This window comes from Novosphingobium decolorationis (assembly GCF_018417475.1).
Taxonomy (GTDB): domain Bacteria; phylum Pseudomonadota; class Alphaproteobacteria; order Sphingomonadales; family Sphingomonadaceae; genus Novosphingobium; species Novosphingobium decolorationis.
Window position 1 is genome coordinate 198,032 of sequence record NZ_CP054856.1, and the last position, 22,865, is coordinate 220,896.

The following is a 22,865-nucleotide window of genomic DNA, read 5'->3' on the forward strand; positions in this document are numbered from 1 at the left end:
CAACCCCTATCGTTGGCGAAAAATGAAATTCCTGCAAAAATTCTGCAAAGTCAGTCGGCAAAGGCGGCGTCTTCGATGTGGAGTTCGGCCTGGGGACGGGGGCCCCAATCGTCGATCTTGGTCCGTCCGGCGAGCCACAGACGGCGTCCCTCGCTGCCGTGGAGGAGGGCCTGGCCCATGTCCGTCTCGGCCGCGCGGAAGGCCATGGCCTTGAAGCGCCCACCATCCTGACCGCCCACGATCAGGCGCACATGGTCCTTGCCGACAACGTCCGCCTTGAACACGCGCACGGGCCCCACGGCCACGCGCGGGCCCGGCCAACCCATGCCGTAAGGGCCTGCGCCGTCGAGCGTTTCGACAAGATCGGGCGTAAGCCCGCCCGGTGAGAGCGCCAGGTCGAGGCGAATCGACTGGCTGGCGCTGGCGCGGGCGACGTCTCCGGCCAACCGGTCGTCGAGCCAGTCGGACAGGGCCTCCAGCTTGTCCGGCGCAATGGTCAGGCCGCAGGCCATCGCGTGGCCGCCGCCCGCCACCAGCAGACCGGCCTCGCGCGCGGCGATGATCGCCGCGCCCAGGTCCACGCCCGCGATCGAGCGGCCCGATCCCTTGCCGTTGCCCGCTTCGTCAGCCTCAAGCGCGATGACAAGGGCAGGCTTTCCGGTCTTCTCCTTGATGCGCCCGGCGACGATGCCGATGACGCCGGGGTGCCAGCCTGCGCCGGCGAGGACGAGAACCGAGCGGTTGTCCTGGCGGGCCAGCTGTTCCTCGGCCGCTTCCTGCACGGCCTGCTCGATCGCGCGGCGCTCGTCGTTGAGGTGCGAGAGCTGGGCGGCGATCTGCTCGGCCTCGTGCGGGTCGGTGGTGGTGAGAAGGCGCACGCCCAGCGTCGATTCGCCCACGCGCCCGCCGGCGTTGATGCGCGGCCCCAGTGCAAAGCCGAGGTCCGAGCAGGTGGGCGCGCGGCTGAGGCGGCTCGCATCGATCAGCGCGGACATGCCGATATGCTCGCGCCTCGCCATGACCTTGAGCCCTTGGGCGACAAGCGCGCGGTTGAGGCCGTGAAGCGAGGCGACATCCGCCACCGTGCCCAGCGCGACGAGATCGAGCAGGGCGAAGAGATCGGGCTCGCGCCTCTCCTGGAAGTAGCCGCGCGCACGCAATGTGCGCACGGTGGCAATGGCCAGGAGGAAGGCAACGCCCACGGCCGCAAGATTGCCGTGTGAGGCGGCAAGGTCGCTTTCGTCGAGGCGGTTGGGATTGACCAGCGCGACCGTTCTGGGAAGCTCGGGCGAGCACTTGTGGTGGTCGACCACGACGACGTCGAGCCCGGCGTCCTTCGCCATCGCCAGCGCCTCGTGGGCCATCGCGCCGCAGTCGACAGTGACGACGAGATCGGAGCCCTCCTTGCCCAGGCGCACCAGCGCCTCACCCGAAGGGCCGTAGCCTTCGAGCAGGCGGTCGGGGATGTAGTAGCGCGCCTCGATACCCAGGCGGCGCAGCAGCAGGATCAGCAGCGCCGCGCTGGTTGCGCCATCGACGTCGTAGTCACCGTAGACGGTGATCGCCTCGCGCTTCTGGACCGCATCGGCCAGGCGCGAAGCGGCCACGTCCATGTCCTGGAACTCGGAGGGGTCGGGCAGGAATGCGCGCAGCGAAGGATTGCGATGGCGGTCGAGGTCGCTGCGATCGACTCCGCGCGAGAGGAGGAGCTGGGTGACGATGTCGTCCTCCAGCCCACCGGGGCTTCCGAACCCTTGCGAGATGTCCATGTTTCCCCCACGCCAGAGCCAGGACTTGCCGGTGAGGGAGCGCTCGATGCCGAAAACGGTTGAAGGTCGCGAAGCCATGGCGCTGCGGTTACACGTACCGCGTGGCAACGGTAAAGAGCGTTCACGCCGCCAACACCCGGGCATGAGGAGTAGACCCCGAAATGAGCCATCTGGCGATCATCTGGCACAGCCGGACAGGGGCGGCCCGCGCGCTGTCGCAGGCGCTGGAAGAGGGGGCGCTGCGCGCCGGAGATGGCGCCGCTGTGCGCCGTATCCGGGCCCGGGACGTGACGACGGAGGATATCGTGGAGGCCGGGGCCTACGTCTTCGTCTGCCCGGAGAACCTGGCCAGCATGACGGGCGAGATGAAGGAGATGTTCGACCAGGCCTATTACCCGGTGCTCGGCCGGATCGAGGGGCGGGGCTATGCGACGGTGATCGCGGCGGGTTCGGACGGACATGGGGCGCAGGCCCAGATCGAGCGCATCGCCACGGGTTGGCGGCTGAAGCGTGTGGCCGAGGGGATGATCGTCAACCTGGGGGCGCAGACGCCCGAGGAAATCCTGGCGCCCAAGACGGTGCCGCAGGCCTCGCTCGCGGCATGCCGGGAGATGGGCGAGGCGCTTGCCACCGGGCTTGCCATGGGTGTCTTCTGACCCGTCCTGAGACGAAGGTGCGCAAGAGACTCGACGAACGGGGGCCAGTTGTGGCCTATTGGACAGCGAGGGTCGGCCTTGCGCCAATCCGGTTCGGGGGCCCGGGAGGACGGCAAGAGCGGTGGAAGCGAGCGTTTCAACCAGGGCCTGGCCCGTCGCGGACGAGGCCTTCGCGCTCGTCTTTGCGCCCGGAACGCGTCCGGATCTTGCCACCATACGCCGCATTGTCGAAGAGGGGGGCAACGACGGGCTTGTCGCGCGCCTGAGCCATGAGCCCCCGGCCGAGGAAGGCTGGGTGGAAATCCTCGCAAGCGGCCTGACGTTCGACTTGCGCGGGCTTGCTCCCGCCGAGGCCGGACCGCTGCCAGCCACTTCCCAGAGATATGGTTTTGCTCCGGCGGGCAAGGACGCGCCGACCACGCCGGGCGAAGCCGTGATCCTGGGGCCCGCGGGCCACATCGCGGCCGGAGCGGGGCTGGCACCGGTCATTCGCACCATGGCCGGGCTGGCGGCAAACCTGGCGCTGCATCTGCCGCTTCGGGAAGTCCTCTGGCCTCCGGCCCGCAGCGCGATGGAGCCGGCCTATTTTGCCCGCCTCGTTCTCAACTGGCTGGCGGGCGGAGCTTTTCCGGCGTTGGGGCTGACCTCGCTGGCGCGTGCGCCCGATGGCAGCGTGGCGAGCGAGGGACTGGCCTTCTTTACCGGCGCGGAAATGCAGCTTGAAGCCGGGCCCAAGGGCGATCCCGTGGCGGATATCAAGCTGGCGGTGCGGCTGGTCGATTACCTTGTCGCAAACGGCGTGCCTCCAGGCGAGGTGGACGTCTCCATTGGCGGCGAGCAGCTCGTCCTCGAACCGGCCGGGCAGGGGCGCAAGATCTGGGCGTGGCGCTCTGAATGACCCTGCGGGAGGGTGGCAGGCGTCAATTCCTCGCGTTCCGATCGGTCAACCGCCAGAACGCGCCGGGATACGATCCCGCCCTCCAGCGTCATCATCTCCTGCCGCGCCAGTTGCTGGCCCGCACCAGCTTTGAGCGCATGTTTCGCGAAATCGGTGATGATCATGCCCGCTTCGAGGACTTTCGCGAGAACGGCCTGCTGCTGCCCTGCCGCGAAGTGGCGGCGCTGCGGCTTGGGCTGCCGCTCCACCGAGGGCCGCATCGGCGTTACAGCGAGCTCGTCACGTTGCGGGTGGGGCAGATCGAGGCGGACTGGGCCCGTCAGCGCAGCCGCGATCCCGCACAGGCGGCCCGTCAGGCGCAGATGCGCCTCGCGCTCTTGCAGCGTGCCTTGCGACGCTTCCTGCTCGATACGCGTCCACTGCTGAACCGCTATGACCCGGCCACGCGCGACTTCTCCGAGCTTGATGAAGTGGCCGAATCCCTCTGGGCGGCAACGCCTGTCCCTGCCGTGCTTCCGGAAACCGCCGAGCCTGCGGTTCAGGCCATGCCGGTGCGAGCCCGCAGGCGGGCCAGGGCCTCCTGATATTCGCGTTCGAGGCGCTCGGTGCGCGCAGCGACGCTTTCCACGGCCTCGACGGCACCGATCCCTTGCCCGGCGCCCCAGATGTCCTTCCAGGCCTTGGCCGCGGTATTCCCCCCTGAGCCGAAGTTCATCTGGTTTCGGTCCCCTTCGGGCAGGTTGTCGGGGTCGAGCCCGGCCGCCACGATCGAGGGGCGCAGGTAGTTGCCGTGAACGCCTGTGAAGAGGTTCGAATAGACGATGTCGGAGGCGGAGCCCGCCACGATGGCGTCCTTGTAGCCCTGAACGGCCCGGGCTTCCTCGGTCGCGATCCAGGGTGTGCCGATATAGGCGAAGTCGGCGCCCAGGGCCTGGGCGGCCAGGATGGCCGGACCATTGGCAATCGAGCCGGACAGGGCAAGCGGGCCGTCGAACCAGCTGCGGATCTCCTGGACCAGAGCAAAGGGGGAGAGGCGCCCCGCATGTCCGCCAGCGCCTGCCGCGACCGCAATGAGGCCGTCCGCGCCCTTGTCCACGGCCTTTCGGGCAAATCGGTCGTCGATCACGTCGTGCAGGACCAACCCGCCCCAGCCATGGACGGCCTGGTTCAGTTCGGCATTGGCGCCGAGCGAGGTAATGACGAGCGGCACCTTCCACTTCTCGAGGACGGCGAGGTCCTCCTCCAGCCGCGCGTTCGACTTGTGGACGATCATGTTGACCGCGAAGGGAGCCTCGCACCCCGCAGTTTCCTCGGTAATCTGATGAAGCCACTCGTCGAGTTGGCTGACGGGCCGGGCGTTGAGCGAGGGAAAACTGCCGACGATGCCGGAACGGACCTGTGCGATCACCAGCTCGGGGCCGGAGACGAGAAACATCGGGGCGGCAATCACGGGCAGGCGCAGCTTGGCGCGAAGGCGCGCTGCAGCGCCGCTGTCGGGTCCAGTCACGGGCAATCTCTCTTCCAGAACATATGCTTTGCCCACGAGGATAGGCGGGCGGGAGCGGACTGTCGAGATTGCTTTACGTATAGGGAAGGAAAAATCGCGGGCGCGGCCTACGAGAAAGGCCGGAAGAGCGCCTGCTCTCCCGGCCTTTCTGCGATAGGGATGGCGGAGCGATCAGGCGCCGACGGCGTTGGCCGCGCTCAGCACCGCGCGCACGCTGGCGGTCGCCACGTCCTCGTCGATGCCCACACCCCAGATGACCTGGCCCTCGGGCGTTACGCATTCCACGTAAGCGGCGGCGCGGGCGTTGGAATCCTTGCCCATCGAATGCTCGGCGTAGTCGCGCACGTCGAGCTTTACGCCGAAGCCCTCATCGAGCGTCGCCACGATCGAGGAGATCAGGCCCTTGCCACGGCCCGAGACCGACTGTTCCTGACCGTCGACGCCGATCTTGCCCGCAAAGACGCGGGTGCCGTCGCTGCCGCGCGCCTCGTCCCAGTCGATGAGCTGGAAACGCTGCGGCGCATCGAGGCGGTAGGCCGTGCGGAACACGTCCCAGATGTCGCCCGCCTGCAGCTCGCGACCCAGTTCGTCGGCCAGGTTCTGCACGTGCTTGGAGAAGTGCGCCTGCATCCGCTTGGGCAGCTTGAGGCCCTGGTCCTGCTCGATGACCCAGGCAAAGCCGCCCTTGCCCGACTGCGAGTTGACGCGGATGACGGCCTCGTAGTCGCGGCCCAGGTCGGCGGGATCGATCGGCAGGTAGGGCACGGCCCAGATTTCGTCGTTGCGCGATTCCTTGGCTGCGAAGCCCTTCTTGATCGCGTCCTGGTGCGAGCCCGAGAACGCGGTGAAGACCAGCTCGCCGCCGTAGGGGTGACGTTCGGGGACCTTGAGCTGGTTGCAGTACTCGACCGTCTGGATCACCTCGTCGATGTTCGAGAAGTCCAGCTCGGGGCTGACGCCTTGCGTGTACATGTTCATCGCAACCGTCACCAGGCAGCAGTTGCCGGTGCGCTCGCCGTTGCCGAACAGGCAGCCCTCGACACGGTCCGCGCCCGCCATCAGGCCCAGTTCCGCCGCGGCCACGCCGGTGCCCCGGTCGTTGTGGGTGTGCAGCGAGATGACCGCGCTTTCCCGGTTGGGCAGGTTGTTGCAGAAGTACTCGATCTGGTCAGCGTAGATGTTGGGCGTTGCCGCCTCGACCGTGGCCGGCAGATTGAGGATGATCGGGTTCTCAGGGGTGGGCTGGAGAACCTCCATCACCGCCTCGCAGCACTCGATCGAGAAATCGAGTTCGGCCGTCGAGAAGGTCTCGGGGCTGTACTCCACGTTCCACTTGGTCTCAGGGTACTTGGCGATCTGGTCGCGGATGATCTTCGCGCCGTTGACGGCAATGCCGCGCACGTCCTTGCGGTCCATGTTGAAGACCACATTGCGCCACAGCGGCGAGACCGCGTTGTAGACGTGGACGATCGCTTCATGGACGCCCGCGAGGCTTTCGAACGACTTTTCGATCAGGTCCTGGCGCGACTGGGTCAAGACCTGGACCAGCACGTCCTCGGGGATGCGGCCCGAATCGACGAGACCGCGGATGAAATTGAACTCGGTCGCACCCGCGCTGGGGAAGCCGACCTCGATCTCCTTCAGGCCGACCTTGACGAGCAGGTCGAAGAAGCGGGTCTTCTTCTCCGCGCCCATCGGATCGATGAGGGCCTGGTTGCCGTCGCGCAGGTCCGTGGAGAGCCAGCGCGGCGCCTTGGTGATCGTCTGCGACGGCCACTGGCGGTTGGGCAGGTCGATCTGCGGGAAGGGGCGGTACTTGACCGAGGGGTCTTTCAGCATTGTCATGGGTGTGTCTCGTTCGGAATGTGTCTTGCTGGCCTTGCGCGGCGCGGACCTTGGGGCCTGCGCGCGTCTTTCTCAGGTCCCCTTGAGCGCCGTGCGCGCTGTCAGGGCAGCACGCAAGCTCACGCCCAAGGGCGCGTAAGTCGCAGGAGAAGGCCAAGACGACGAGTCATGCCCAAGCCTATGGGCACTGCTGCGCGCAATGTAAAGGGTCTGATTGCGCCAAATCCGCACGCCGCGTCGCGCGCCGCGCATCTGTCCGTATGGCGGCAGACGTGCGGGTGCGCGAAGATCAGCCGCAGCGCATGGTGGTGATGATATTGTCCTCATCGGTCAGGATATTGAGGCGGTCCTGACGAAAATCCATGGTCATGACCGAGCCCGGCGGAAGAACCCGCATGGGCTTCTTGCCGCGCGCTTCGCGGATCGAGGCGAGGAGCGCTTCGGTGGCCTCTTCGCCGACGTGGCGTTCGAACAGCTCGACACCGCACAGCGCTTCCGGCTCGGGGCCGATGGGCGTGGTGTCGCGGGATGCCGCCGGTGTCGGATCGGTGGGGGTCGCGGCCATGTCGGGGCCTCCTTGCGAAGAGGCCGAGCAGGCGGGCAGGGCCATCAGGGGAAGGGCAAGAGCGGCCATGAGGGCGGCGAGGCGGCGGTGGTTGCGTGTCATTCGCGATCCTTCGCAAGGGGCTGCTGAACGGGCGCTGGCTGCATGCGTGCAGAACCCGGGAAAGCACAAACCCGACCCTGCGCGAACAGGATCGGGTCTGCAAGTGTCGCGATGCGGCGTCCAGAGGGACGCAGCGCGATCAGTTCTTGGTCTTGTCGACCAGGGCGTTGGCGCCGATCCAGGGCATCATGGCGCGCAGCTTGGCGCCGGTTTCCTCGATCGGGTGGCGCTGCGCGGTCTTGCGCGAAGCCTTGAGCTCGGGCTGGCCGGCGCGGTTGTCGAGGACGAAGTCCTTCACGAAACGGCCCGACTGGATGTCTTCCAGAACGCGCTTCATTTCCTTCTTGGTCTCTTCGGTGATGAGACGCGGACCGGTCTTGATGTCGCCGTATTCGGCGGTGTTCGAGATCGAGTAGCGCATGTTGGCGATGCCGCCCTCATACATCAGGTCGACGATCAGCTTGAGTTCGTGGAGGCACTCGAAGTAGGCCATTTCCGGCGCATAACCGGCTTCGACCAGGGTTTCGAAACCGGCCTGGACGAGAGCGGTGGTGCCGCCGCACAGGACAGCCTGCTCACCGAAGAGGTCGGTTTCGCACTCTTCGCGGAAGTTGGTCTCGATGATGCCCGAACGGCCGCCACCGACGCCCGATGCGTAGGCCAGCGCGATGTCGTGGGCGTTGCCCGAGACGTCCTGGTCGACCGCGACGAGGCAGGGCACGCCGCCGCCACGCTGGTATTCACCGCGCACGGTGTGACCCGGGCCCTTGGGTGCGATCATGATGACGTCGATGTCCTTGCGCGGCTCGATCAGGCCGAAGTGGACGTTGAGGCCGTGGGCGAAGGCGAGCGCAGCGCCGGGCTTCAGGTTGTCGTGCAGGTCGGCAGCGTAGATGGCGGCCTGGTGCTCGTCGGGCGCGAGGATCATGAGCACGTCGGCCCAGGCAGCCGCGTCGGCGTTCGCCATGACCTTGAAGCCGGCGCCTTCGGCCTTCGCGGCCGAAGCCGAACCCGGGCGCAGCGCGATCGCCACGTCCTTGACGCCGCTGTCACGCAGGTTCTGCGCGTGGGCGTGGCCCTGGCTGCCGTAGCCCAGGATCGCGACCTTCTTGGAGGTGATCAGGTTGATGTCGCAATCGGCGTCGTAATAGACTTTCATCTGGCTTTCCTTCTGGTGCTCGGGCGCGTCCTGTGCGGATGGGACGGCCAGCTCGCTTTCGATCCTGCGTCGCGGTTTATCGACCGCCTGCCCGCAATCAAGTGCGGTGCGACGCGAAGTTGGGATTAATTGGTCAGGCTTCCTCGGCGCCGCGCATCATCGCGACGATGCCGGTGCGGCCCACTTCGACAAGGCCCAGTTCGCGCATGATCGCGACGAAGCTGTCGATCTTCTCCGGGCTGCCGGTGAGCTCGAAGATGAAGCTGGAGGTGGTCGTGTCGACCGCCTTGGCGCGGAACACGTCCGCGACGCGCAGCGCCTCGACGCGCTTCTCGCCCACGCCCGCCACCTTGATCAGCGCGAGTTCGCGCTGCACGTGCGGGCCCGCTTCGGTAAGGTCGACCACCTTGTGCACGGGCACGAGGCGTTCGAGCTGCGCATGGATCTGGTCGATCTGGCTCGGCGGGCCGTGGGTGACGATGGTGATCCGGCTCACCGAGTGGTTCTCGGTGATGTCGGCCACGGTGAGGCTGTCGATGTTGTAGCCGCGCGCGGTGAACAGCCCGGCGATCTTGGCAAGGATACCGGCTTCGTTGTCGACCATGACGGTCAGGACGTGCCGTTCCTCGACCTCTTGCTTGATGTGCATCATTGTCCGTATTCCTGGGTTCGCAAGCGCGCTCAGACGAGCGCCTTGGCGGCATCGTCGAGGGTACCGGCCACGGCATCGCCGTAGAGGATCATCTCGGTATGGGCCGCACCCGAGGGGATCATCGGGAAGCAGTTCGATTCCTTGGCCACGCGGCAATCGACGATGACCGGACCCTGGTAGGCGATCATTTCCTCGATGCCCGCGTCGAGCTGGCTCTCGTTCTCGATGCGGATACCCTTCCAGCCATAGGCTTCGGCGAGCGTCACGAAGTCGGGCAGGCTGCTCGAGTACGAGTTCGAGTAGCGGCTCTCGTAAGTGAGCTCCTGCCACTGGCGGACCATGCCCATCCATTCGTTGTTGAGGATGAACACCTTGACCGGCAGGCGGTACTGGCTGGCGGTGCCCATCTCCTGGATGTTCATCTGGATCGAGGCGTCGCCCGCGATGTCGATGACGAGGCTGTCGGGGTTGCCGAGCTGCGCGCCGATGGCGGCGGGCAGGCCGTAGCCCATCGTGCCCAGGCCACCCGAGGTCAGCCACTTGTTGGGGCCGAAGAAGTGGAAGTACTGCGCCGCCCACATCTGGTGCTGGCCGACTTCGGTGGCGATGATCGGGTCCTTCGCCTTGGTCAGCTCGAACAGGCGCTCGACCGCGTGCTGGGGCATGATCGCGGCGGTATTGCCGGGATAGGCCAGGCTGTTTCGTTCGCGCCAGGTGTCGATCCGGGCCTTCCAGCCCGACAGGTCCTGCGGCGCGCGGGTTCCCCAGGCTTCGAGAAGCTGGCCCAGGATTTCGCCGCAGTCGCCGACGAGCGGCAGGTCGACAGGCACGATCTTGTTGATCGAGGCACGGTCGATGTCGATGTGGATCTTCTTCGAGTTGGGCGCGAAGGCGTCGAGACGCCCGGTCACGCGGTCATCGAAGCGCGCACCGACACAGACGATGAGGTCGGCCTGGTTCATCGCCAGGTTGGCCTCGTAGGTGCCGTGCATGCCCAGCATGCCGAGCCAGTCCGCGTGGTCCGCCGGGAACGCGCCCAGACCCATCAGGGTCGAGGTGACGGGCGCGCCGGTCTTGGCCTGCAGCTCGCGCAGCAGCGCGGTGGCGTGCGGGCCCGAGTTGATGACGCCGCCGCCGGTGTAGAGCACGGGCGCGCGGGCCGAGGCGATCATGGCGATCGCTTCGTCGATCTCATTGGTGTCCGCGCGCAGGCGGGGCGCGTAACGGTCGCGGCGCTGGACGGGCGCGTCGCTCCAGGTGGCGGTGGCAACCTGGACGTTCTTGGGAATGTCGATGAGGACGGGGCCGGGGCGCCCGGTCGTCGCGATCTGGAACGCCTCGTCGATGATCGCGGCGAGGTCGGCCGGATCCTTCACGAGGTAGTTGTGCTTGGTGCAGTGGCGCGAGATGCCGACCGTGTCGGCTTCCTGGAAGCCGTCCGAACCGATCAGGTTGGTCGCAACCTGGCCCGAGATGACAACGAGCGGGATCGAATCCATGTACGCATCGGCAATGCCGGTGATGGCGTTCGTCGCGCCCGGGCCGGACGTGACCAGAACGACGCCGGGCTTGCCGGTCGAACGGGCATAGCCTTCGGCTGCGTGGGCCGCGCCGGCTTCGTGCCGCACAAGGATATGACGCAGGCGTTCATCGCCGAATAGGGCATCGTAGATCGGGAGAACCGCCCCGCCGGGATAGCCGAATACGAATTCGACGCCCTGCCGGACTAGGCTTTCGACCAGGATGTTCGCGCCGCTGCGCTCGTCACTCACAACACGTTCCTTTTTGCCTCGGGGCCCCGAAAAACCGGGCGCCGCGAGATGGATAAGTCAGGAGGATTTCCCTCCAAAGAAGCGGACCCGGCACGGCAATCGCCGCGCCGGGTCATCCTCTCCTCCGAGCCCAACTTCCGAGGGCTTGACGAGGCAGCCTTTAGGCATTGTGAAATATCACGTCAACCCAAAACGTCGAAATAAAATATCGCAAATGGACTTTAGGGTGTAATTTTCAGATTCAATCCGGGGCCAGTCTTCCGGGGGCTGGTGGCGCAGCCAGGTGAACTGGCGCTTGGCGTAGCGCCGCGTTGCCTGCGCGCCGCGCGCGATGGCCTCCTCGCATGTGATGTCGTCGCGCAGATGGGCCGCCAGCTCGGGCACGCCGATCGCGCGCATCGCGGGGAGGTCGGGATCAAGCTGGCGCGCCAGGAGAGCCTCGACTTCGGCGAGGGCACCGGCCTCGACCATGCGCGTGAAGCGCAGGTCGCAGCGTTCGTAGAGCCACTGGCGTTCGGGCATGAGGATGGCCGGGAAGAGCGTGACCTGATCCGCAATCCCGCCTTCCTTGCGCTCCTGCCAATGGGCGAGGGGGTGGCCGGTGGAGCGCACGACCTCCAGTGCGCGCGCCACGCGGGTGGTGTCTGCCGGGGCGAGCTGTGCGGCGCGCGCCGGGTCTTCGCGGGACAGTGCAGCGTGCGCCTCGGCGACGGGGAGGGCGCGCACTTCCGCGCGCACAGCGGGGTCGATGGCCGGGATCGGGGCGATCCCATCCAGCAGGGTGCGGATATAGAGGCCGGTACCGCCGACAAGGATCGGGACGGCGCCGCGCTCATGGGCCCCGGCAATTTCCGTACGGGCGGCCTTGGCCCAATCGGCGGCGGAGCAGGCCGTGGCTGCGTCCCAGGTGCCGAACAGGCGGTGCGCGATCCCGCCACGCTCTTCCTCGGTCGGGCAGGCGCTCAGGATCGGTATGTCGGCGTAGACTTGCGAGGCATCGGCGTTGAGAACCACGCCGCTCCGGCCGCGCTTCTCCAGTTCCTGGGCCAGGGCTACCGCACAATCGCTCTTGCCGCTGGCCGTCGGCCCTGCAATGAGCGCCAGCGGCGGCCGGTCCCCGGCCTTGGAATCATATTTCGCATCAAGGAATTTGGCAGTGCTCATTGCCCGGCTGATAGCAGACGCAGAAAATCTCTCGGCAAAAATCGACACCGTACGCGCCGAGATGGAGAAGTGCGGGGTGCGCCTGGCCTCGGCGGCGATGCTCGACTTCTGTGACAAGACGCTCCAGATCGCCTCGCCCGACGACGGCGCGGATGTCCTGCGCGGTGCGCTGGATGCGCACTTCGGCGCGAGCGATGGCCTTGTCACCGACCATGAGCCGATCCTGCCCAAAGTCTTCATCTCGGACATGGATTCGACGATGATCGGGCAGGAGTGCATCGACGAACTGGCCGATTTTGCCGGGCTCAAGGAGCGGATTGCCGACATCACCGAGCGCGCGATGCAGGGCGAGCTTGATTTCGAATCGGCGCTGCGCGAGCGCGTGGGTCTTCTTGCGGGCCTTCGCGAGACCGCGGTCGACGATTGCCTTGCCGAGCGTATCCGCCCGATGCCCGGTGCCAAGACGTTGGTCGAAACGCTCAAGAAGTTCGGCTGCCGCACCGTGCTCGTCACCGGCGGCTTCCACCACTTCGCCGATCCCATCGCCGCGATGCTGGGTTTCGAGCACGTCGTGGGCAACCGCCTTGCGGTCGCCGATGGCAAGCTGACCGGCGAACTGGCCGGGCCGGTGGTCGACAGTTCGGTCAAGAAGGCTACTTTGCTGGCCGAAATCGCGGCGGTGGCCGGTGAAGGCGCAGACTTCGTACCCAGCCTTGCAACGGGCGATGGTGCCAACGACATTCCGATGCTCGAGGCCGCGACCTACGGCATCGCTTACCACGCCAAGCCCAAGGCGCGCCTTGCCGCCAATGGCTGGATCGACCGGGGCGACCTCACCGATGTTCTGCGCCTGCTGGGCATCGACGAGCAGGATTGGGTGCACGGCTGACTTCGCGTCGGCGGCTATCGCGGCTGCAACTGGTTCTCAGGATCTGCAACGGCCTTGCGGCAAGGCTTGCCCATTAAGACTTTGTAAACGCAGGTATGGTGGTTGGGCCGTGCCTTGATGGTCAAGGTGGGGAACTAGCAGAACTTATGGCGTTTGGCGGTGGTTGGATTGCGGAAAGCGGACCCAGATGCCGCCAGGACTGGCTTGAGGTCATGCCCTGGCGGCCGGAAACCGAACTGGAAATTCGCGTTGAGCTGCGCCAACGCGTCGGCGCGATTGCGCAGGAAATTCTGAACGCCCAGCCATGTGGTTTGAACGAGGCCCGCCATCTCGTCGCACTGATGGAGCGCTGGCTGCGCGAAAGCCGCGAAGGCATCCTGGGCTCGGTGCACGATCATTTCGGGCGCGAGGGCGTTCGCTCGCACGCGCTCGCCGTCGCGTGCCTCATGATGAATTTTGCCCATCATGCGGGCTGCCGGCGTGAATACGTCCTGGAGATGGGGCTTGCGGGCCTCCTGCACGATATCGGCAAGCTGACTATCCCGGTGGAGATCCTCGACAAGCCAGGGCGACTTGATACCGAAGAGACAATGGTCATGCGTGGCCACGCCGAGAACGGCGGCGTGCTGCTGGAGCGCTGGGGGCTGGTGAGCCCGTTGGTGATCGCGGTCTGCCGTCATCATCATGAACGGCTTGATGGCAGCGGCTATCCGAGCGGGCTGATCGCGAAGGACATCGCCGAGCCGGTTCGGGTCGCAACGATCTGCGATGTCTACGACGCGCTGATTTCAAGGCGAAGTTACAAGCAGGCCTGGTCGAGCGCGCTGGCGCTGGACGAAATGCGCCGCGCACGCGGCAATTTCGATCCCGACCTGCTGGCCGCCTTCGCCCAAAGCCTGGAACCGGCCACGCTCTGACATTTTGACAATGCCCAAACGAAACCGCCCCCGAACCTTGCGGTGCGGGGGCGGCCGGGAATTGTGTTTCCTCAAGGAAAGCCGATCAGGCTTCCATCCAATCCTTGAAGAAGGCCTCGTTGACGCGGCGCAGTTCGGTGACTTCGACACCGGCAACCGAGGAGCCGCCAACGCTGCCGATCTTCTCGGCACCCGGGATCTCGGCGCCTGCAGGAGCTGTCACGACATAGCGCGACTGGTCCTCGCCAAAGGCTTCGGCCGTGCTCAGTTCCGTGTCGAGCGTGCAGCCAAGGCCGCTTGCCAGCGCCATTTCGGCGAGCGCGACGAGAAGACCGCCATCGGAGATGTCGTGGACGGCGTTGACCGTCCCCGCGCCGATCAGGCTGCGCACCGTGCCGCCGTTCGCGGCCTCGGCCTTGAGGTCGACCGTGGGGGCATCGCCCGCTTCCTTGCCCGCGATGGTCTTGAGCCAGAGCGACTGGCCAAGGTGCGTGCCCTTGCCGCCGATCAGCCAGATCGCATCGCCCTCGTTCTTGAAGGCGATGGTGGCCATCGCGTCGTGGTCGGCCAGGATGCCGACGCCGCCGATCGCGGGGGTGGGCAGGATCGCCGAGCCGCCGCCGGTGGCCTTCGATTCGTTGTAGAGCGACACGTTGCCCGACACGATCGGGTAGTCGAGCGCGCGGCAGGCGTCGCCCATGCCGTTCAGGCAGCCCACGATCTGCGCCATGATTTCAGGGCGCTGGGGGTTCGCGAAGTTGAGGCAGTTGGTGATCGCCAGCGGCAGACCGCCGACGGCCGAGATGTTGCGGTAGGTCTCGGCAACGGCCTGCTTGCCGCCCTCGTAGGGGTCGGCGTAGCAGTAGCGCGGCGAACAGTCGGTGCTGATGGCGAGCGCCTTCTTCGTGCCGTGTACGCGTACAACCGCAGCATCGCCGCCCGACTTCTGCATCGTGTCGGCACCGACCTGGCTGTCGTACTGCTGCCAGATCCACGCGCGCGAGGCGAGGTCGGCCGAGCCGATGAGCGTGGTGAGGTCTGCGCCAAGGTCAGTGGCTGCGGGCACGTCGCCCATTGCGGGGACCGCGGCCCAGGTCTTGTAGTCCTCAGCCGAGACATAGGGGCGCTGGTATTCCGGCGCGTCGTCGGCCAGGGGCCCCAGCGGAATGTCGCAGACGACCTCGCCGTCGAATTCGAGGACCATGTGGCCGGTGTCGGTGACTTCGCCGATTACCGCGAAGTCGAGTTCCCACTTCCGGAAGATGGCTTCGGCCATGGCTTCCTTGCCGGGCTTGAGCACCATGAGCATGCGCTCCTGGCTCTCGCTCAGCATCATCTCGTAGGGCGTCATCGCCTCTTCGCGGCAGGGCACCTGGTTCATGTCGAGGCGGATGCCTGCGCCGCCCTTGCTGGCCATCTCGACCGAGGACGAGGTGAGGCCCGCTGCGCCCATGTCCTGGATCGCGACGATGGCGTCGGTCGCCATGAGCTCGAGGCAGGCCTCGATCAGCAGCTTCTCGGTGAAGGGGTCACCCACCTGCACGGTCGGGCGCTTTTCCTCGGACTTCTCGTCGAAGTCGGCGGACGCCATGGTCGCGCCGTGGATGCCGTCGCGGCCGGTCTTCGAGCCGACGTAGACGATGGGGTTACCAAGGCCGGTCGCCGCGCAGTAGAAGATCTTGTCGGTGTCCGCGACGCCCACGGTCATCGCGTTGACGAGGATGTTGCCGTCGTAGGCCTTGTGGAAGTTGGTTTCGCCGCCAACGGTGGGCACGCCCACGCAGTTGCCGTAGCCGCCGATGCCCGAGACCACGCCCTGCACGAGGTGCTTCATCTTGGGGTGTTCGGGGCGGCCGAAGCGCAGCGCGTTCATGTTCGCGACGGGGCGCGCGCCCATCGTGAAGACGTCGCGCAGGATGCCGCCGACGCCCGTCGCCGCGCCCTGGTAGGGTTCGATGTACGAGGGGTGGTTGTGGCTTTCCATCTTGAAGATGGCGGCCTGGCCATCGCCGATGTCGATCACGCCCGCGTTCTCGCCCGGGCCGCAGATGACCCAGGGGGCCTCGGTCGGGAGCTGCTTCAAGTGGAAGCGGCTCGACTTGTACGAGCAGTGCTCGGACCACATGACCGAGAAGATGCCGAGTTCAAGGAGATTGGGCACGCGGCCCATCGCGTTCACGACGCGCTCGTATTCCTCGGGGCTGAGGCCATGCGCCTCGACGACGTCAGGGGTGATTTCGCTCATGCGCACGGCCCTTAGCCATGTCGGTGCGCGCTTGCTAGTCTCCAATATCGCCGAACCGGCCTTTGATGCACGAATTGCCTGTCGGAAGAGCGCTGTGTGACCTTGACCCTCGTGCCGGGCAGCGCCATTGCTTGGCGCATGGATGCCCAGACACCCGAACTCGACACGCTCAGCTTCGAAGACGCGCTGCGCGAACTGGAAACCATTGTGCGCCAGCTGGAAAGCGGTGAAGTGCCGCTGGAGGATTCGATCTCGCTCTATGAAAAGGGCGAGAAGCTGCGCCAGCACTGCCAGAAGCGGCTCGATGCCGCCCAGGCCCGGATCGAGAAGATCGTGACCGGACCCGACGGTACGCCCGTCTCCACCCAGCCTTTCGACACGCCGGAGCGCTGAGACGTGGGTGAGGGGGCTTCGGGCGATTCGCGGCTGAAAGAGGCACTGGTCGCGATTGCGGGCGAAGTGGACGGCGCGTTCGATGCGCTGCTGCCGGTACCCGACGATGCGCGTGCGCGTCTGTACGAGGCGATGCGCTATGCCGCGATTGGTGGGGGCAAGCGGCTGCGTCCGCTGCTTCTGACCGCGGTTGCGGGCATGTACGGTGTCCAGCGCGAGGCGGCGATCCGCGCGGCCATCGCGCTCGAATCGATCCACGTCTATTCACTGATCCACGATGACCTGCCGTGCATGGACGATGATGCCCTGCGCCACGGCAAGCCGACTCTTCACCTCGCTTTCGACGAATCGGCGGCGGTCCTGGCGGGCGATTCCCTGCACGACTTTGCGTTCGAGGTGCTGTCCGATCCGGCGACGAGCGCGGATCCCTTCACGCGCATCGAACTGGTGCGCGTGCTGGCGACCTCCAGCGGCGCCGAAGGCATGGCGGGCGGCCAGATGATGGATCTGGTGGCCGAAACGTCCGAATTCGACCTGCACACGATCACGCGCCTCCAGCAGCTCAAGACCGGGGCCCTGCTGGGCGCGGCAGTGGAGATGGGCGCGATCCTGGGCCATGTTCCGCCGGAGGGGCGCACGCACCTGCGCAGCTATGCCCGCGATATCGGGCTGGCCTTCCAGATCGCCGACGACCTGATCGATCATGAGGGCGACGCCGAAGTGGCGGGCAAGGCCGTGGGTAAGGATGCCGATGCCGGCAAGGCCACCTTTGTCTCGCTGATGGGCGCCGAGCGCGCGCGCGATCAGGCGCGCATGCTGGTGGAGCAGGCTGTCGGGCACTTGTCGGGGCATGGCGAGGAAGCCGATCTTCTGCGCAGCGTTGCGCGCTATATCGTCGAGCGCGATCACTGATTTTTTCGCGCAAGGCAGCGCGCATCAGGGCAGGAAGCCGCGGCCCGCGAGCCGCATGGAGGAAGCCGAAATGACTGAGACCCGGACTGCGGAGCGCGTGGGCGTCTATCCCGGCACGTTCGATCCGATCACGCTGGGCCATGCCGACATCATTCGGCGCGGCGCGAAGCTGGTGGACCGCCTGATCATCGGCGTGACGACCAATCCGTCCAAGAATCCGATGTTTACCCCCGAAGAGCGCATGGCGATGGTCGAGCGCGAGGTGAAGGCGCTGGGCGTCGAGAACGTAACGGTGGTGGCCTTCAATGCGCTCCTGATGAAGTTTGCGAAGCGGCAGAACGCAACGATCATCCTCAGGGGCCTGCGCGCCGTCGCGGACTTCGAGTACGAGTACCAGATGGCCGGCATGAACCAGCAGCTCGATCCCGATATCGAGACCGTGTTCCTGATGGCCGACGTCAGCCTGCAACCGATCGCCTCCAAGCTGGTCAAGGAAATCGCGCTGTTCGGAGGCGACATCACCAAGTTCGTCAGCCCGGCCGTGCGCGAGGACGTGATCGCCCGGATCGACGCGCGGGGACGCCTCGGCGACTACTGAGCGTGGGGGCTTCCCGCTAAATCATTCATTGTACCGACAGCGAGAGGGCTCTATCGCCCCAGCCAAGGATCGGTTTTCGAGCTTGTGAGTAATCCATGAAATTTCGCCATACCGTTGCCGCGCTGATGCTGGGTGCCACCGTACTTGCCAGCCCGGCCGCGTTCGCCAAGGACAAGGACGTCGCTGCCACCGAGGCACCGGCGCAGCTGCCTACCAAGATCGACATGGACCCGAGCCACGATCCGCAGAACGTGCTGGTCCTCGACCTCAGCAACGGTGGCCGCGTGCTCATCCGTCTCGTGCCGGAATGGGCACCCCACCACGTCGAGCGCGTGAGCAAGCTGGCCAGCGAAGGCTTCTACGACGGTCTGATCTTCCACCGCGTGATCGATGGCTTCATGGCGCAGACCGGCGATCCGACGGGCACCGGTCAGGGGGGCTCGGACCTTCCCGACCTGGAAGCGGAATTCAATGCGATGCCGCACGTGCGCGGCTCGGTTGCGATGGCGCGCACCAACGATCCCAACAGCGCGAACAGCCAGTTCTTCATCGTGTTCTATCCGCGCTTCGCGCTCGACCACAAGTACACCGTGTTCGGCCGCGTTATTGGCGGCATGAACTATGTCGATGCGATCCACCGCGGCGAACCGCCCGAGGATCCCACGAAGATCGTCCAGGCCTCGCTCTTTTCCGAGCACAAGCCCAAGCCTGCGGCACCCGCACCGGCGATGACCGACGATACGCCCGTCACGCTCGACGATCTCAACAACTCGTCCTCGCAGTAAGAGGACGCCGGGCCGCTTGCATCTTGCCGCAGGCGCGTTTCGCGTCTAGCGGCTGCCGGTCATGCGAGTAGACCTTTTCGATTTCGATCTCCCGACGGAAAACATCGCGCTGCGCCCGGCCAAGCCGCGCGATGCAGCGCGCTTTCTCGTAGCCGATGGCGATGCGCCGCTGGCCGACCGCATCGTGCGCGAGCTTCCCGAGGTGCTCGCCCCGGGCGATATCCTGGTCTTCAATGATACGCGCGTCATTCCCGCCCAGCTGGAAGGCCGCCGCGGCGAGGCGCGCATCGGCGCGACGCTCCATAAGCGGCTCGACCTGCGCCGCTGGCAGGCCTTCGTGCGCAACGGCAAGCGGCTGAAGGCGGGCGACCGCATCGAATTTCCCGCCGAGGTAGAGGCCATTGCCGAAGAGCGCTGGGACGATGGCAGCTGGACGCTTGCCTTCCAGGGCGAAGAGCCGGTCGAAATCCTGCTCGAACGCGCCGGGCGAATGCCGCTGCCACCCTACATCGCGGGCAAGCGCGACACCGACGAGGCGGACAAGAGCGATTACCAGACCATGTTCGCGCGCGAGAAGGGCGCGGTGGCCGCGCCCACGGCCGCGCTGCACTTCACGCCTGAACTGGTCGCGAAGCTCGATGCCGCGGGCATCGGGCGCGAGACGCTGACGCTCCATGTCGGGGCAGGCACCTTTCTTCCGGTCAAGGCGGACGACACCGCCGAACACCAGATGCATTCCGAATGGGGCCGGATCGATGCCGAGACGGCTGATCGCCTCAACGCCGCACGCGCGGCGGGCGGGCGGATCATCGCAGTCGGCACGACCAGCCTGCGGCTTCTGGAGAGCGCAACGGGCGAGGACGGCGTGGTCCGTCCGTTCGAAGGCGACACCGCGATATTCATCACGCCGGGCTACCGCTTCAAGGCCGTCGACGGGCTGATGACCAACTTCCACCTGCCCAAGTCGACGCTCTTCATGCTGGTCTCGGCCCTGATGGGGCTGGAGAAGATGCAGGCGGTCTATGCCCACGCCATCGAGCACGGCTACCGCTTCTACAGCTATGGTGATTCCAGCCTGCTGATCCCGGGGCCGAAAGCCTGATTTCTTTTTTGTCCGGCAATTCCCGCATGGGGGCTTGGAAGCATAGCGACTTCCTCCCATGTTCCCGGCCATGCAGGACATTCTCGAAATCGAGGGTCTGACCAAGACCTATGACGGGGGCTTCACCGCGCTGAACGGTGTCGACCTGACCATTCGCAAGGGCGAGATCTTCGCACTCCTTGGCCCCAACGGGGCAGGCAAGACCACGCTGATCGGCGCGGTCTGTGGCCTTGTGCAGCCTAGCTCGGGCACGATCCGCGCCTTTGGCGAGGACATGGGGCGCCACTGGCGCACCCTGCGCCGCCGTATCGGGCTCGTCCCGCAGGAACTGGCCACCGACATGTTCGAGACGGTGCTCCACACCGTGAACTATTCGCGCGGCCTGTTCGGCCTTGCGCCCGATGCGGCGCGGGTCGAGGAAATTCTGCGCGCGCTCAGCTTGTGGGACAAGCGCGCGGAATCGCTGAGCGCGCTTTCCGGCGGCATGAAGCGCCGGGTCCTTATCGCCAAGGCGCTTGCCCACGATCCCGAACTGCTGTTCCTCGATGAGCCCACGGCGGGCGTGGACGTGGAACTGCGGCGCGACATGTGGACGCATATCTCCGCGCTGCGCGAGCAGGGCACCACGATCATCCTCACCACCCACTATATCGAGGAGGCCGAGGAAATGGCCGACCGCGTGGGGATCATCCAGAAGGGCCGCATCCGCATGGTCGAGGAGACCCGTGCGATGATGGCCCGGCTCGGCCGCACCGAAGCGGTCTTCACGCTGGCGGCACCCATCAGCGCCATCCCCGAAGGGCTTTCCGGCCATTCGCTGAGCCTTACCGAAGATGGCCGTGCGCTTGTCTACCGTGGCGGGGATGGCACCGGGCAGGGCAAATCCGAGGTAGCCGCGCTCACCAAGGCGCTGATTGCCCACGGGGTCGACTATACCGCCATCGACATCCGCGAATCCAATCTGGAGGAGATCTTCGTGAACCTCCTCGAAAACCAGTCCGACACGGGAGAGGGTGCATGAGCCTGTTCAACGCCCGCAGCGCGTGGACCATCTACAAGCATGAACTCGCGCGCGCCCTGCGCACCGCGCTCCAGTCCATCATCGCGCAGTTGCTCTCGACGATGCTCTACTTCGTCGTCTTCGGAGCAGCCATCGGTGGCCGCATGGAGTCCGGCCTTGAGGGTGTCGACTACGGCGCTTTCATCGTCCCCGGCCTGCTCATGCTCACACTCCTGAGCGAGAGCACGGCGAATGGCGCGTTTGGTATCTACATGCCGCGTTTCACCGGCGCGATCTACGAACTGCTCTCGGCCCCCGTGGGCTTTGCCGAGACCCTTGTCGGTTTCGTCGGCGCGGCGGCCACGAAATCGCTGGTTCTTGCCGCGATCATCCTGGGGACCGCGCGCTTCTTCGTCGACTACACGATCGTCCATCCGGTGCTGGTGCTCGGTTTTGTCCTGCTCGTCTCGGCCTCGTTCTCGCTCTTCGGGTTCATCCTCGGGATCTGGGCCAGGAGCTTCGAACAGGTGGGCATGGTGCCTTCGCTGTTCGTGATGCCACTGACGTTCCTGGGGGGCACGTTCTATTCGATCGACCTCCTGCCCGAGCCCTGGCGTTCGGTGGCCCTGGTCAATCCGATGGTCTATCTGGTCAACGGGCTGCGCTGGTGCTTCTATGGCCAGGCGGATTTCCCGGTCGTGGTCTCGCTTGTCATGGCGCTCGGCTTCCTGGCTCTTTGCATTGCAATTATTGCACGAATCTTTGCAACGGGCTGGCGTTTGCGTTCGTGATTACGTAACCATCGCCCATGCCTTTTCGCTTCCGGTCAAGCCTCGTCCTTCCCCTTGTCGTGCTCTCCGTTCCGGCCTTCGCGCAAGACGAGCCGCCGGAGGGCCGTGCCGTGGACTGGGACGTCATCGCGATGCCCGATCCCATTCCCCCCAGGCCTGTCTTCGTGTCGCTTCCGACCTTCGTGGAGCCGATCCCCTTCGTCGATGCCGATCGCCCGACCCTGCCGCGCAACGTGCGCGCCATGCTCGAGGAATCGATGAAGGGCGAAGAGGACGCCGAGGTCGACGCGGTCGTGAAGTTCGCGATCAAGGTGCAGCCCTGGTTCAAGGACGAGATCCGGGGCATGCACAAGAGCTATCGCGACCGCCGCGCGGCCGAGGAGCGCGCCAAGTTCGAAGCAAAGCAGCGCCGGATCCGGCAGGCCGGGATCCTTCAGCTCTGGAAAGGTCAGATCGATCTGGGTGGCTTTCGCAACACGGGCAACACCAGCAACTTTGGCGTAACCGGCGGCTTCAAGGCGGACCGTCAGGGGATCAAGTGGCAACATACCATCACAGCGACGGCCAACTACCAGGAGACCGACAGCACGGTCACGACCAACAAGTATCTTCTGGCCTACCAACCGCGTTTTACACTGCATGAGGGATATTTCATCTACGGTCGTGCGCAGTACGAACGCGATCCGATTTCGGGTTTCGAGAACCGCTACTCGCTCTCGGGCGGTCTTGGTCGGCGCCTTATCCGAACCGATCGCATGACGCTTTCGGTCGAGGCGGGCCCGGCCATGCGCATGATCGACTATGTCGATGAGCCCAGCGAGACGCAGTATTCTGCGCTTATGTCGGTCGATTTTGCCTGGAAGCTCAACGACACGGTCAAGCTCTCGCAAGTCGCCAGTGGCTATGTGAGCACGGAGAACAACACCTTCACCTCGCTCACCGCGCTGGAAACCGCGATGACCAAGAACCTCAAGCTCAAGCTGTCCTATAACTTCGAGCATGAAACCGCACCGGCCGCCGGAACCCTCAAGACCGACACAATCTCGAGCTTCTCGGTGGTCTACGGCTTCTGAACGGGCCGAGCCTTCGCCGTGTTTTTGCGAAGCATCAGATAATTCCATCTCTCGGGAAAATGCTCTAACGG

At 65.7% G+C, this 22,865-nt stretch carries 22 protein-coding genes; 13 read left to right on the forward strand and 9 right to left on the reverse strand.

Going from position 1 to position 22,865, the window contains the following annotated elements; genetic code table 11:
• Positions 1 to 50 precede the first annotated feature (50 nt).
• Positions 51 to 1,847 carry a single-stranded-DNA-specific exonuclease RecJ gene (gene recJ / locus HT578_RS00975; RefSeq protein ID WP_213501597.1) on the reverse strand — a complete coding sequence of 599 codons (1,797 nt, stop codon included), beginning with the start codon at positions 1,845 to 1,847 and terminating at the stop codon, positions 51 to 53.
• 83 nt (positions 1,848 to 1,930) lie between these two features.
• Here recJ and HT578_RS00980 point away from each other — a divergent pair, with 83 nt between their 5' ends.
• The 3 genes from HT578_RS00980 to HT578_RS00990 all read left to right on the forward strand — a co-directional run bounded on the left by HT578_RS00980 (position 1,931) and on the right by HT578_RS00990 (position 3,907).
• A complete protein-coding gene (locus tag HT578_RS00980; RefSeq protein WP_213501599.1) occupies positions 1,931 to 2,425 on the forward strand; it encodes a flavodoxin family protein in 495 nt (164 codons plus the stop codon).
• A 121-nt stretch (positions 2,426 to 2,546) separates the two neighbouring features.
• The gene (locus tag HT578_RS00985; protein ID WP_213501601.1) at positions 2,547 to 3,323 is read left to right on the forward strand and encodes a hypothetical protein; all 777 of its coding nucleotides are present in this window, start codon (positions 2,547 to 2,549) and stop codon (positions 3,321 to 3,323) included.
• The gene (locus HT578_RS00990) at positions 3,320 to 3,907 is read left to right on the forward strand and encodes an AHH domain-containing protein (RefSeq protein ID WP_084592253.1); all 588 of its coding nucleotides are present in this window, start codon (positions 3,320 to 3,322) and stop codon (positions 3,905 to 3,907) included. Before HT578_RS00985 ends, HT578_RS00990 begins: the two co-directional genes overlap by 4 nt.
• Here HT578_RS00990 and HT578_RS00995 read toward each other — a convergent pair.
• From HT578_RS00995 to miaA, 7 genes are all read right to left on the reverse strand, one after another.
• Positions 3,862 to 4,758 carry an NAD(P)H-dependent flavin oxidoreductase gene (locus HT578_RS00995; RefSeq protein ID WP_213503909.1) on the reverse strand — a complete coding sequence of 299 codons (897 nt, stop codon included), beginning with the start codon at positions 4,756 to 4,758 and terminating at the stop codon, positions 3,862 to 3,864. The genes HT578_RS00990 and HT578_RS00995 overlap by 46 nt on opposite strands.
• Positions 4,759 to 5,001: 243 nt before the next feature.
• Positions 5,002 to 6,675, reverse strand: a complete 1,674-nt coding sequence (gene leuA, locus HT578_RS01000) for a 2-isopropylmalate synthase (protein WP_213501603.1) — start codon at positions 6,673 to 6,675, stop codon at positions 5,002 to 5,004.
• A gap of 289 nt (positions 6,676 to 6,964) precedes the next feature.
• On the reverse strand, positions 6,965 to 7,342 hold the full coding sequence (locus tag HT578_RS01005; protein ID WP_213501606.1) for an I78 family peptidase inhibitor: 378 nt from the start codon (positions 7,340 to 7,342) through the stop codon (positions 6,965 to 6,967).
• Between the two features lie 139 nt (positions 7,343 to 7,481).
• Positions 7,482 to 8,552: a ketol-acid reductoisomerase gene (ilvC, locus tag HT578_RS01010; protein ID WP_277884208.1), complete on the reverse strand. Its 1,071-nt coding sequence runs from the start codon at positions 8,550 to 8,552 to the stop codon at positions 7,482 to 7,484.
• Between the two features lie 82 nt (positions 8,553 to 8,634).
• The gene (gene ilvN, locus HT578_RS01015; protein WP_039393920.1) at positions 8,635 to 9,153 is read right to left on the reverse strand and encodes an acetolactate synthase small subunit; all 519 of its coding nucleotides are present in this window, start codon (positions 9,151 to 9,153) and stop codon (positions 8,635 to 8,637) included.
• A 29-nt stretch (positions 9,154 to 9,182) separates the two neighbouring features.
• Positions 9,183 to 10,925 carry a biosynthetic-type acetolactate synthase large subunit gene (gene ilvB / locus HT578_RS01020; protein WP_213501610.1) on the reverse strand — a complete coding sequence of 581 codons (1,743 nt, stop codon included), beginning with the start codon at positions 10,923 to 10,925 and terminating at the stop codon, positions 9,183 to 9,185.
• Between the two features lie 177 nt (positions 10,926 to 11,102).
• Positions 11,103 to 12,089 carry a tRNA (adenosine(37)-N6)-dimethylallyltransferase MiaA gene (gene miaA, locus HT578_RS01025; protein ID WP_213501612.1) on the reverse strand — a complete coding sequence of 329 codons (987 nt, stop codon included), beginning with the start codon at positions 12,087 to 12,089 and terminating at the stop codon, positions 11,103 to 11,105.
• On the opposite strand from miaA, the gene serB reads away from it, so the two are divergent.
• Together serB and HT578_RS01035 are read left to right on the forward strand one after the other, a co-directional pair.
• A complete protein-coding gene (gene serB / locus HT578_RS01030) occupies positions 12,082 to 12,978 on the forward strand; it encodes a phosphoserine phosphatase SerB (RefSeq protein WP_239026423.1) in 897 nt (298 codons plus the stop codon). The genes miaA and serB overlap by 8 nt on opposite strands.
• Before the next feature lie 212 nt (positions 12,979 to 13,190).
• Positions 13,191 to 13,895: an HD-GYP domain-containing protein gene (locus HT578_RS01035; RefSeq protein ID WP_213501616.1), complete on the forward strand. Its 705-nt coding sequence runs from the start codon at positions 13,191 to 13,193 to the stop codon at positions 13,893 to 13,895.
• 85 nt (positions 13,896 to 13,980) lie between these two features.
• On the opposite strand, the gene purL is transcribed toward HT578_RS01035, so the two are convergent.
• The gene (gene purL, locus HT578_RS01040; RefSeq protein ID WP_213501618.1) at positions 13,981 to 16,140 is read right to left on the reverse strand and encodes a phosphoribosylformylglycinamidine synthase subunit PurL; all 2,160 of its coding nucleotides are present in this window, start codon (positions 16,138 to 16,140) and stop codon (positions 13,981 to 13,983) included.
• A gap of 138 nt (positions 16,141 to 16,278) precedes the next feature.
• On the opposite strand from purL, the gene HT578_RS01045 reads away from it, so the two are divergent.
• The 8 genes from HT578_RS01045 (at position 16,279) to HT578_RS01080 (ending at position 22,794) form a co-directional block, all read left to right on the forward strand.
• Entirely contained in the window at positions 16,279 to 16,533 is a 255-nt protein-coding gene (locus tag HT578_RS01045; protein WP_039395575.1) for an exodeoxyribonuclease VII small subunit, read from the forward strand.
• Between the two features lie 3 nt (positions 16,534 to 16,536).
• Positions 16,537 to 17,445 (forward strand): polyprenyl synthetase family protein, encoded by a 909-nt coding sequence (locus tag HT578_RS01050; RefSeq protein WP_039393908.1) that lies wholly within the window; start codon positions 16,537 to 16,539, stop codon positions 17,443 to 17,445.
• A 70-nt stretch (positions 17,446 to 17,515) separates the two neighbouring features.
• On the forward strand, positions 17,516 to 18,043 hold the full coding sequence (gene coaD / locus HT578_RS01055) for a pantetheine-phosphate adenylyltransferase (protein WP_039395572.1): 528 nt from the start codon (positions 17,516 to 17,518) through the stop codon (positions 18,041 to 18,043).
• A 95-nt stretch (positions 18,044 to 18,138) separates the two neighbouring features.
• Positions 18,139 to 18,828, forward strand: a complete 690-nt coding sequence (locus HT578_RS01060) for a peptidylprolyl isomerase (RefSeq protein ID WP_213501620.1) — start codon at positions 18,139 to 18,141, stop codon at positions 18,826 to 18,828.
• 61 nt (positions 18,829 to 18,889) lie between these two features.
• Positions 18,890 to 19,930 (forward strand): tRNA preQ1(34) S-adenosylmethionine ribosyltransferase-isomerase QueA, encoded by a 1,041-nt coding sequence (queA, locus tag HT578_RS01065; RefSeq protein WP_213501622.1) that lies wholly within the window; start codon positions 18,890 to 18,892, stop codon positions 19,928 to 19,930.
• A 58-nt stretch (positions 19,931 to 19,988) separates the two neighbouring features.
• Entirely contained in the window at positions 19,989 to 20,951 is a 963-nt protein-coding gene (locus tag HT578_RS01070; protein WP_422394365.1) for an ABC transporter ATP-binding protein, read from the forward strand.
• Positions 20,948 to 21,721 (forward strand): ABC transporter permease, encoded by a 774-nt coding sequence (locus HT578_RS01075; RefSeq protein ID WP_213501624.1) that lies wholly within the window; start codon positions 20,948 to 20,950, stop codon positions 21,719 to 21,721. Before HT578_RS01070 ends, HT578_RS01075 begins: the two co-directional genes overlap by 4 nt.
• Before the next feature lie 17 nt (positions 21,722 to 21,738).
• Positions 21,739 to 22,794, forward strand: coding sequence for a DUF481 domain-containing protein (locus tag HT578_RS01080; RefSeq protein ID WP_213501625.1), 1,056 nt, complete (start codon positions 21,739 to 21,741; stop codon positions 22,792 to 22,794).
• Positions 22,795 to 22,865: the final 71 nt, after the last annotated feature.

Coding starts and splice junctions, on each gene's coding strand:
- HT578_RS01080 (WP_213501625.1), top strand. CDS start 21,739: ATGCCTTTTCGCTTCCGGTCAAGCCTCGTCCTTCCCCTTGTCGTGCTC.
- leuA (WP_213501603.1), bottom strand. CDS start 6,675: ATGACAATGCTGAAAGACCCCTCGGTCAAGTACCGCCCCTTCCCGCAG.
- purL (WP_213501618.1), bottom strand. CDS start 16,140: ATGAGCGAAATCACCCCTGACGTCGTCGAGGCGCATGGCCTCAGCCCC.
- HT578_RS00990 (WP_084592253.1), top strand. CDS start 3,320: ATGACCCTGCGGGAGGGTGGCAGGCGTCAATTCCTCGCGTTCCGATCG.
- ilvN (WP_039393920.1), bottom strand. CDS start 9,153: ATGATGCACATCAAGCAAGAGGTCGAGGAACGGCACGTCCTGACCGTC.
- HT578_RS01075 (WP_213501624.1), top strand. CDS start 20,948: ATGAGCCTGTTCAACGCCCGCAGCGCGTGGACCATCTACAAGCATGAA.
- HT578_RS00980 (WP_213501599.1), top strand. CDS start 1,931: ATGAGCCATCTGGCGATCATCTGGCACAGCCGGACAGGGGCGGCCCGC.
- coaD (WP_039395572.1), top strand. CDS start 17,516: ATGACTGAGACCCGGACTGCGGAGCGCGTGGGCGTCTATCCCGGCACG.
- HT578_RS01005 (WP_213501606.1), bottom strand. CDS start 7,342: ATGACACGCAACCACCGCCGCCTCGCCGCCCTCATGGCCGCTCTTGCC.
- recJ (WP_213501597.1), bottom strand. CDS start 1,847: ATGGCTTCGCGACCTTCAACCGTTTTCGGCATCGAGCGCTCCCTCACC.
- HT578_RS01060 (WP_213501620.1), top strand. CDS start 18,139: ATGAAATTTCGCCATACCGTTGCCGCGCTGATGCTGGGTGCCACCGTA.
- HT578_RS00995 (WP_213503909.1), bottom strand. CDS start 4,758: ATGTTTCTCGTCTCCGGCCCCGAGCTGGTGATCGCACAGGTCCGTTCC.
- HT578_RS01035 (WP_213501616.1), top strand. CDS start 13,191: ATGCCCTGGCGGCCGGAAACCGAACTGGAAATTCGCGTTGAGCTGCGC.
- queA (WP_213501622.1), top strand. CDS start 18,890: ATGCGAGTAGACCTTTTCGATTTCGATCTCCCGACGGAAAACATCGCG.
- miaA (WP_213501612.1), bottom strand. CDS start 12,089: ATGAGCACTGCCAAATTCCTTGATGCGAAATATGATTCCAAGGCCGGG.
- HT578_RS01045 (WP_039395575.1), top strand. CDS start 16,279: ATGGATGCCCAGACACCCGAACTCGACACGCTCAGCTTCGAAGACGCG.
- HT578_RS01070 (WP_422394365.1), top strand. CDS start 19,989: ATGTTCCCGGCCATGCAGGACATTCTCGAAATCGAGGGTCTGACCAAG.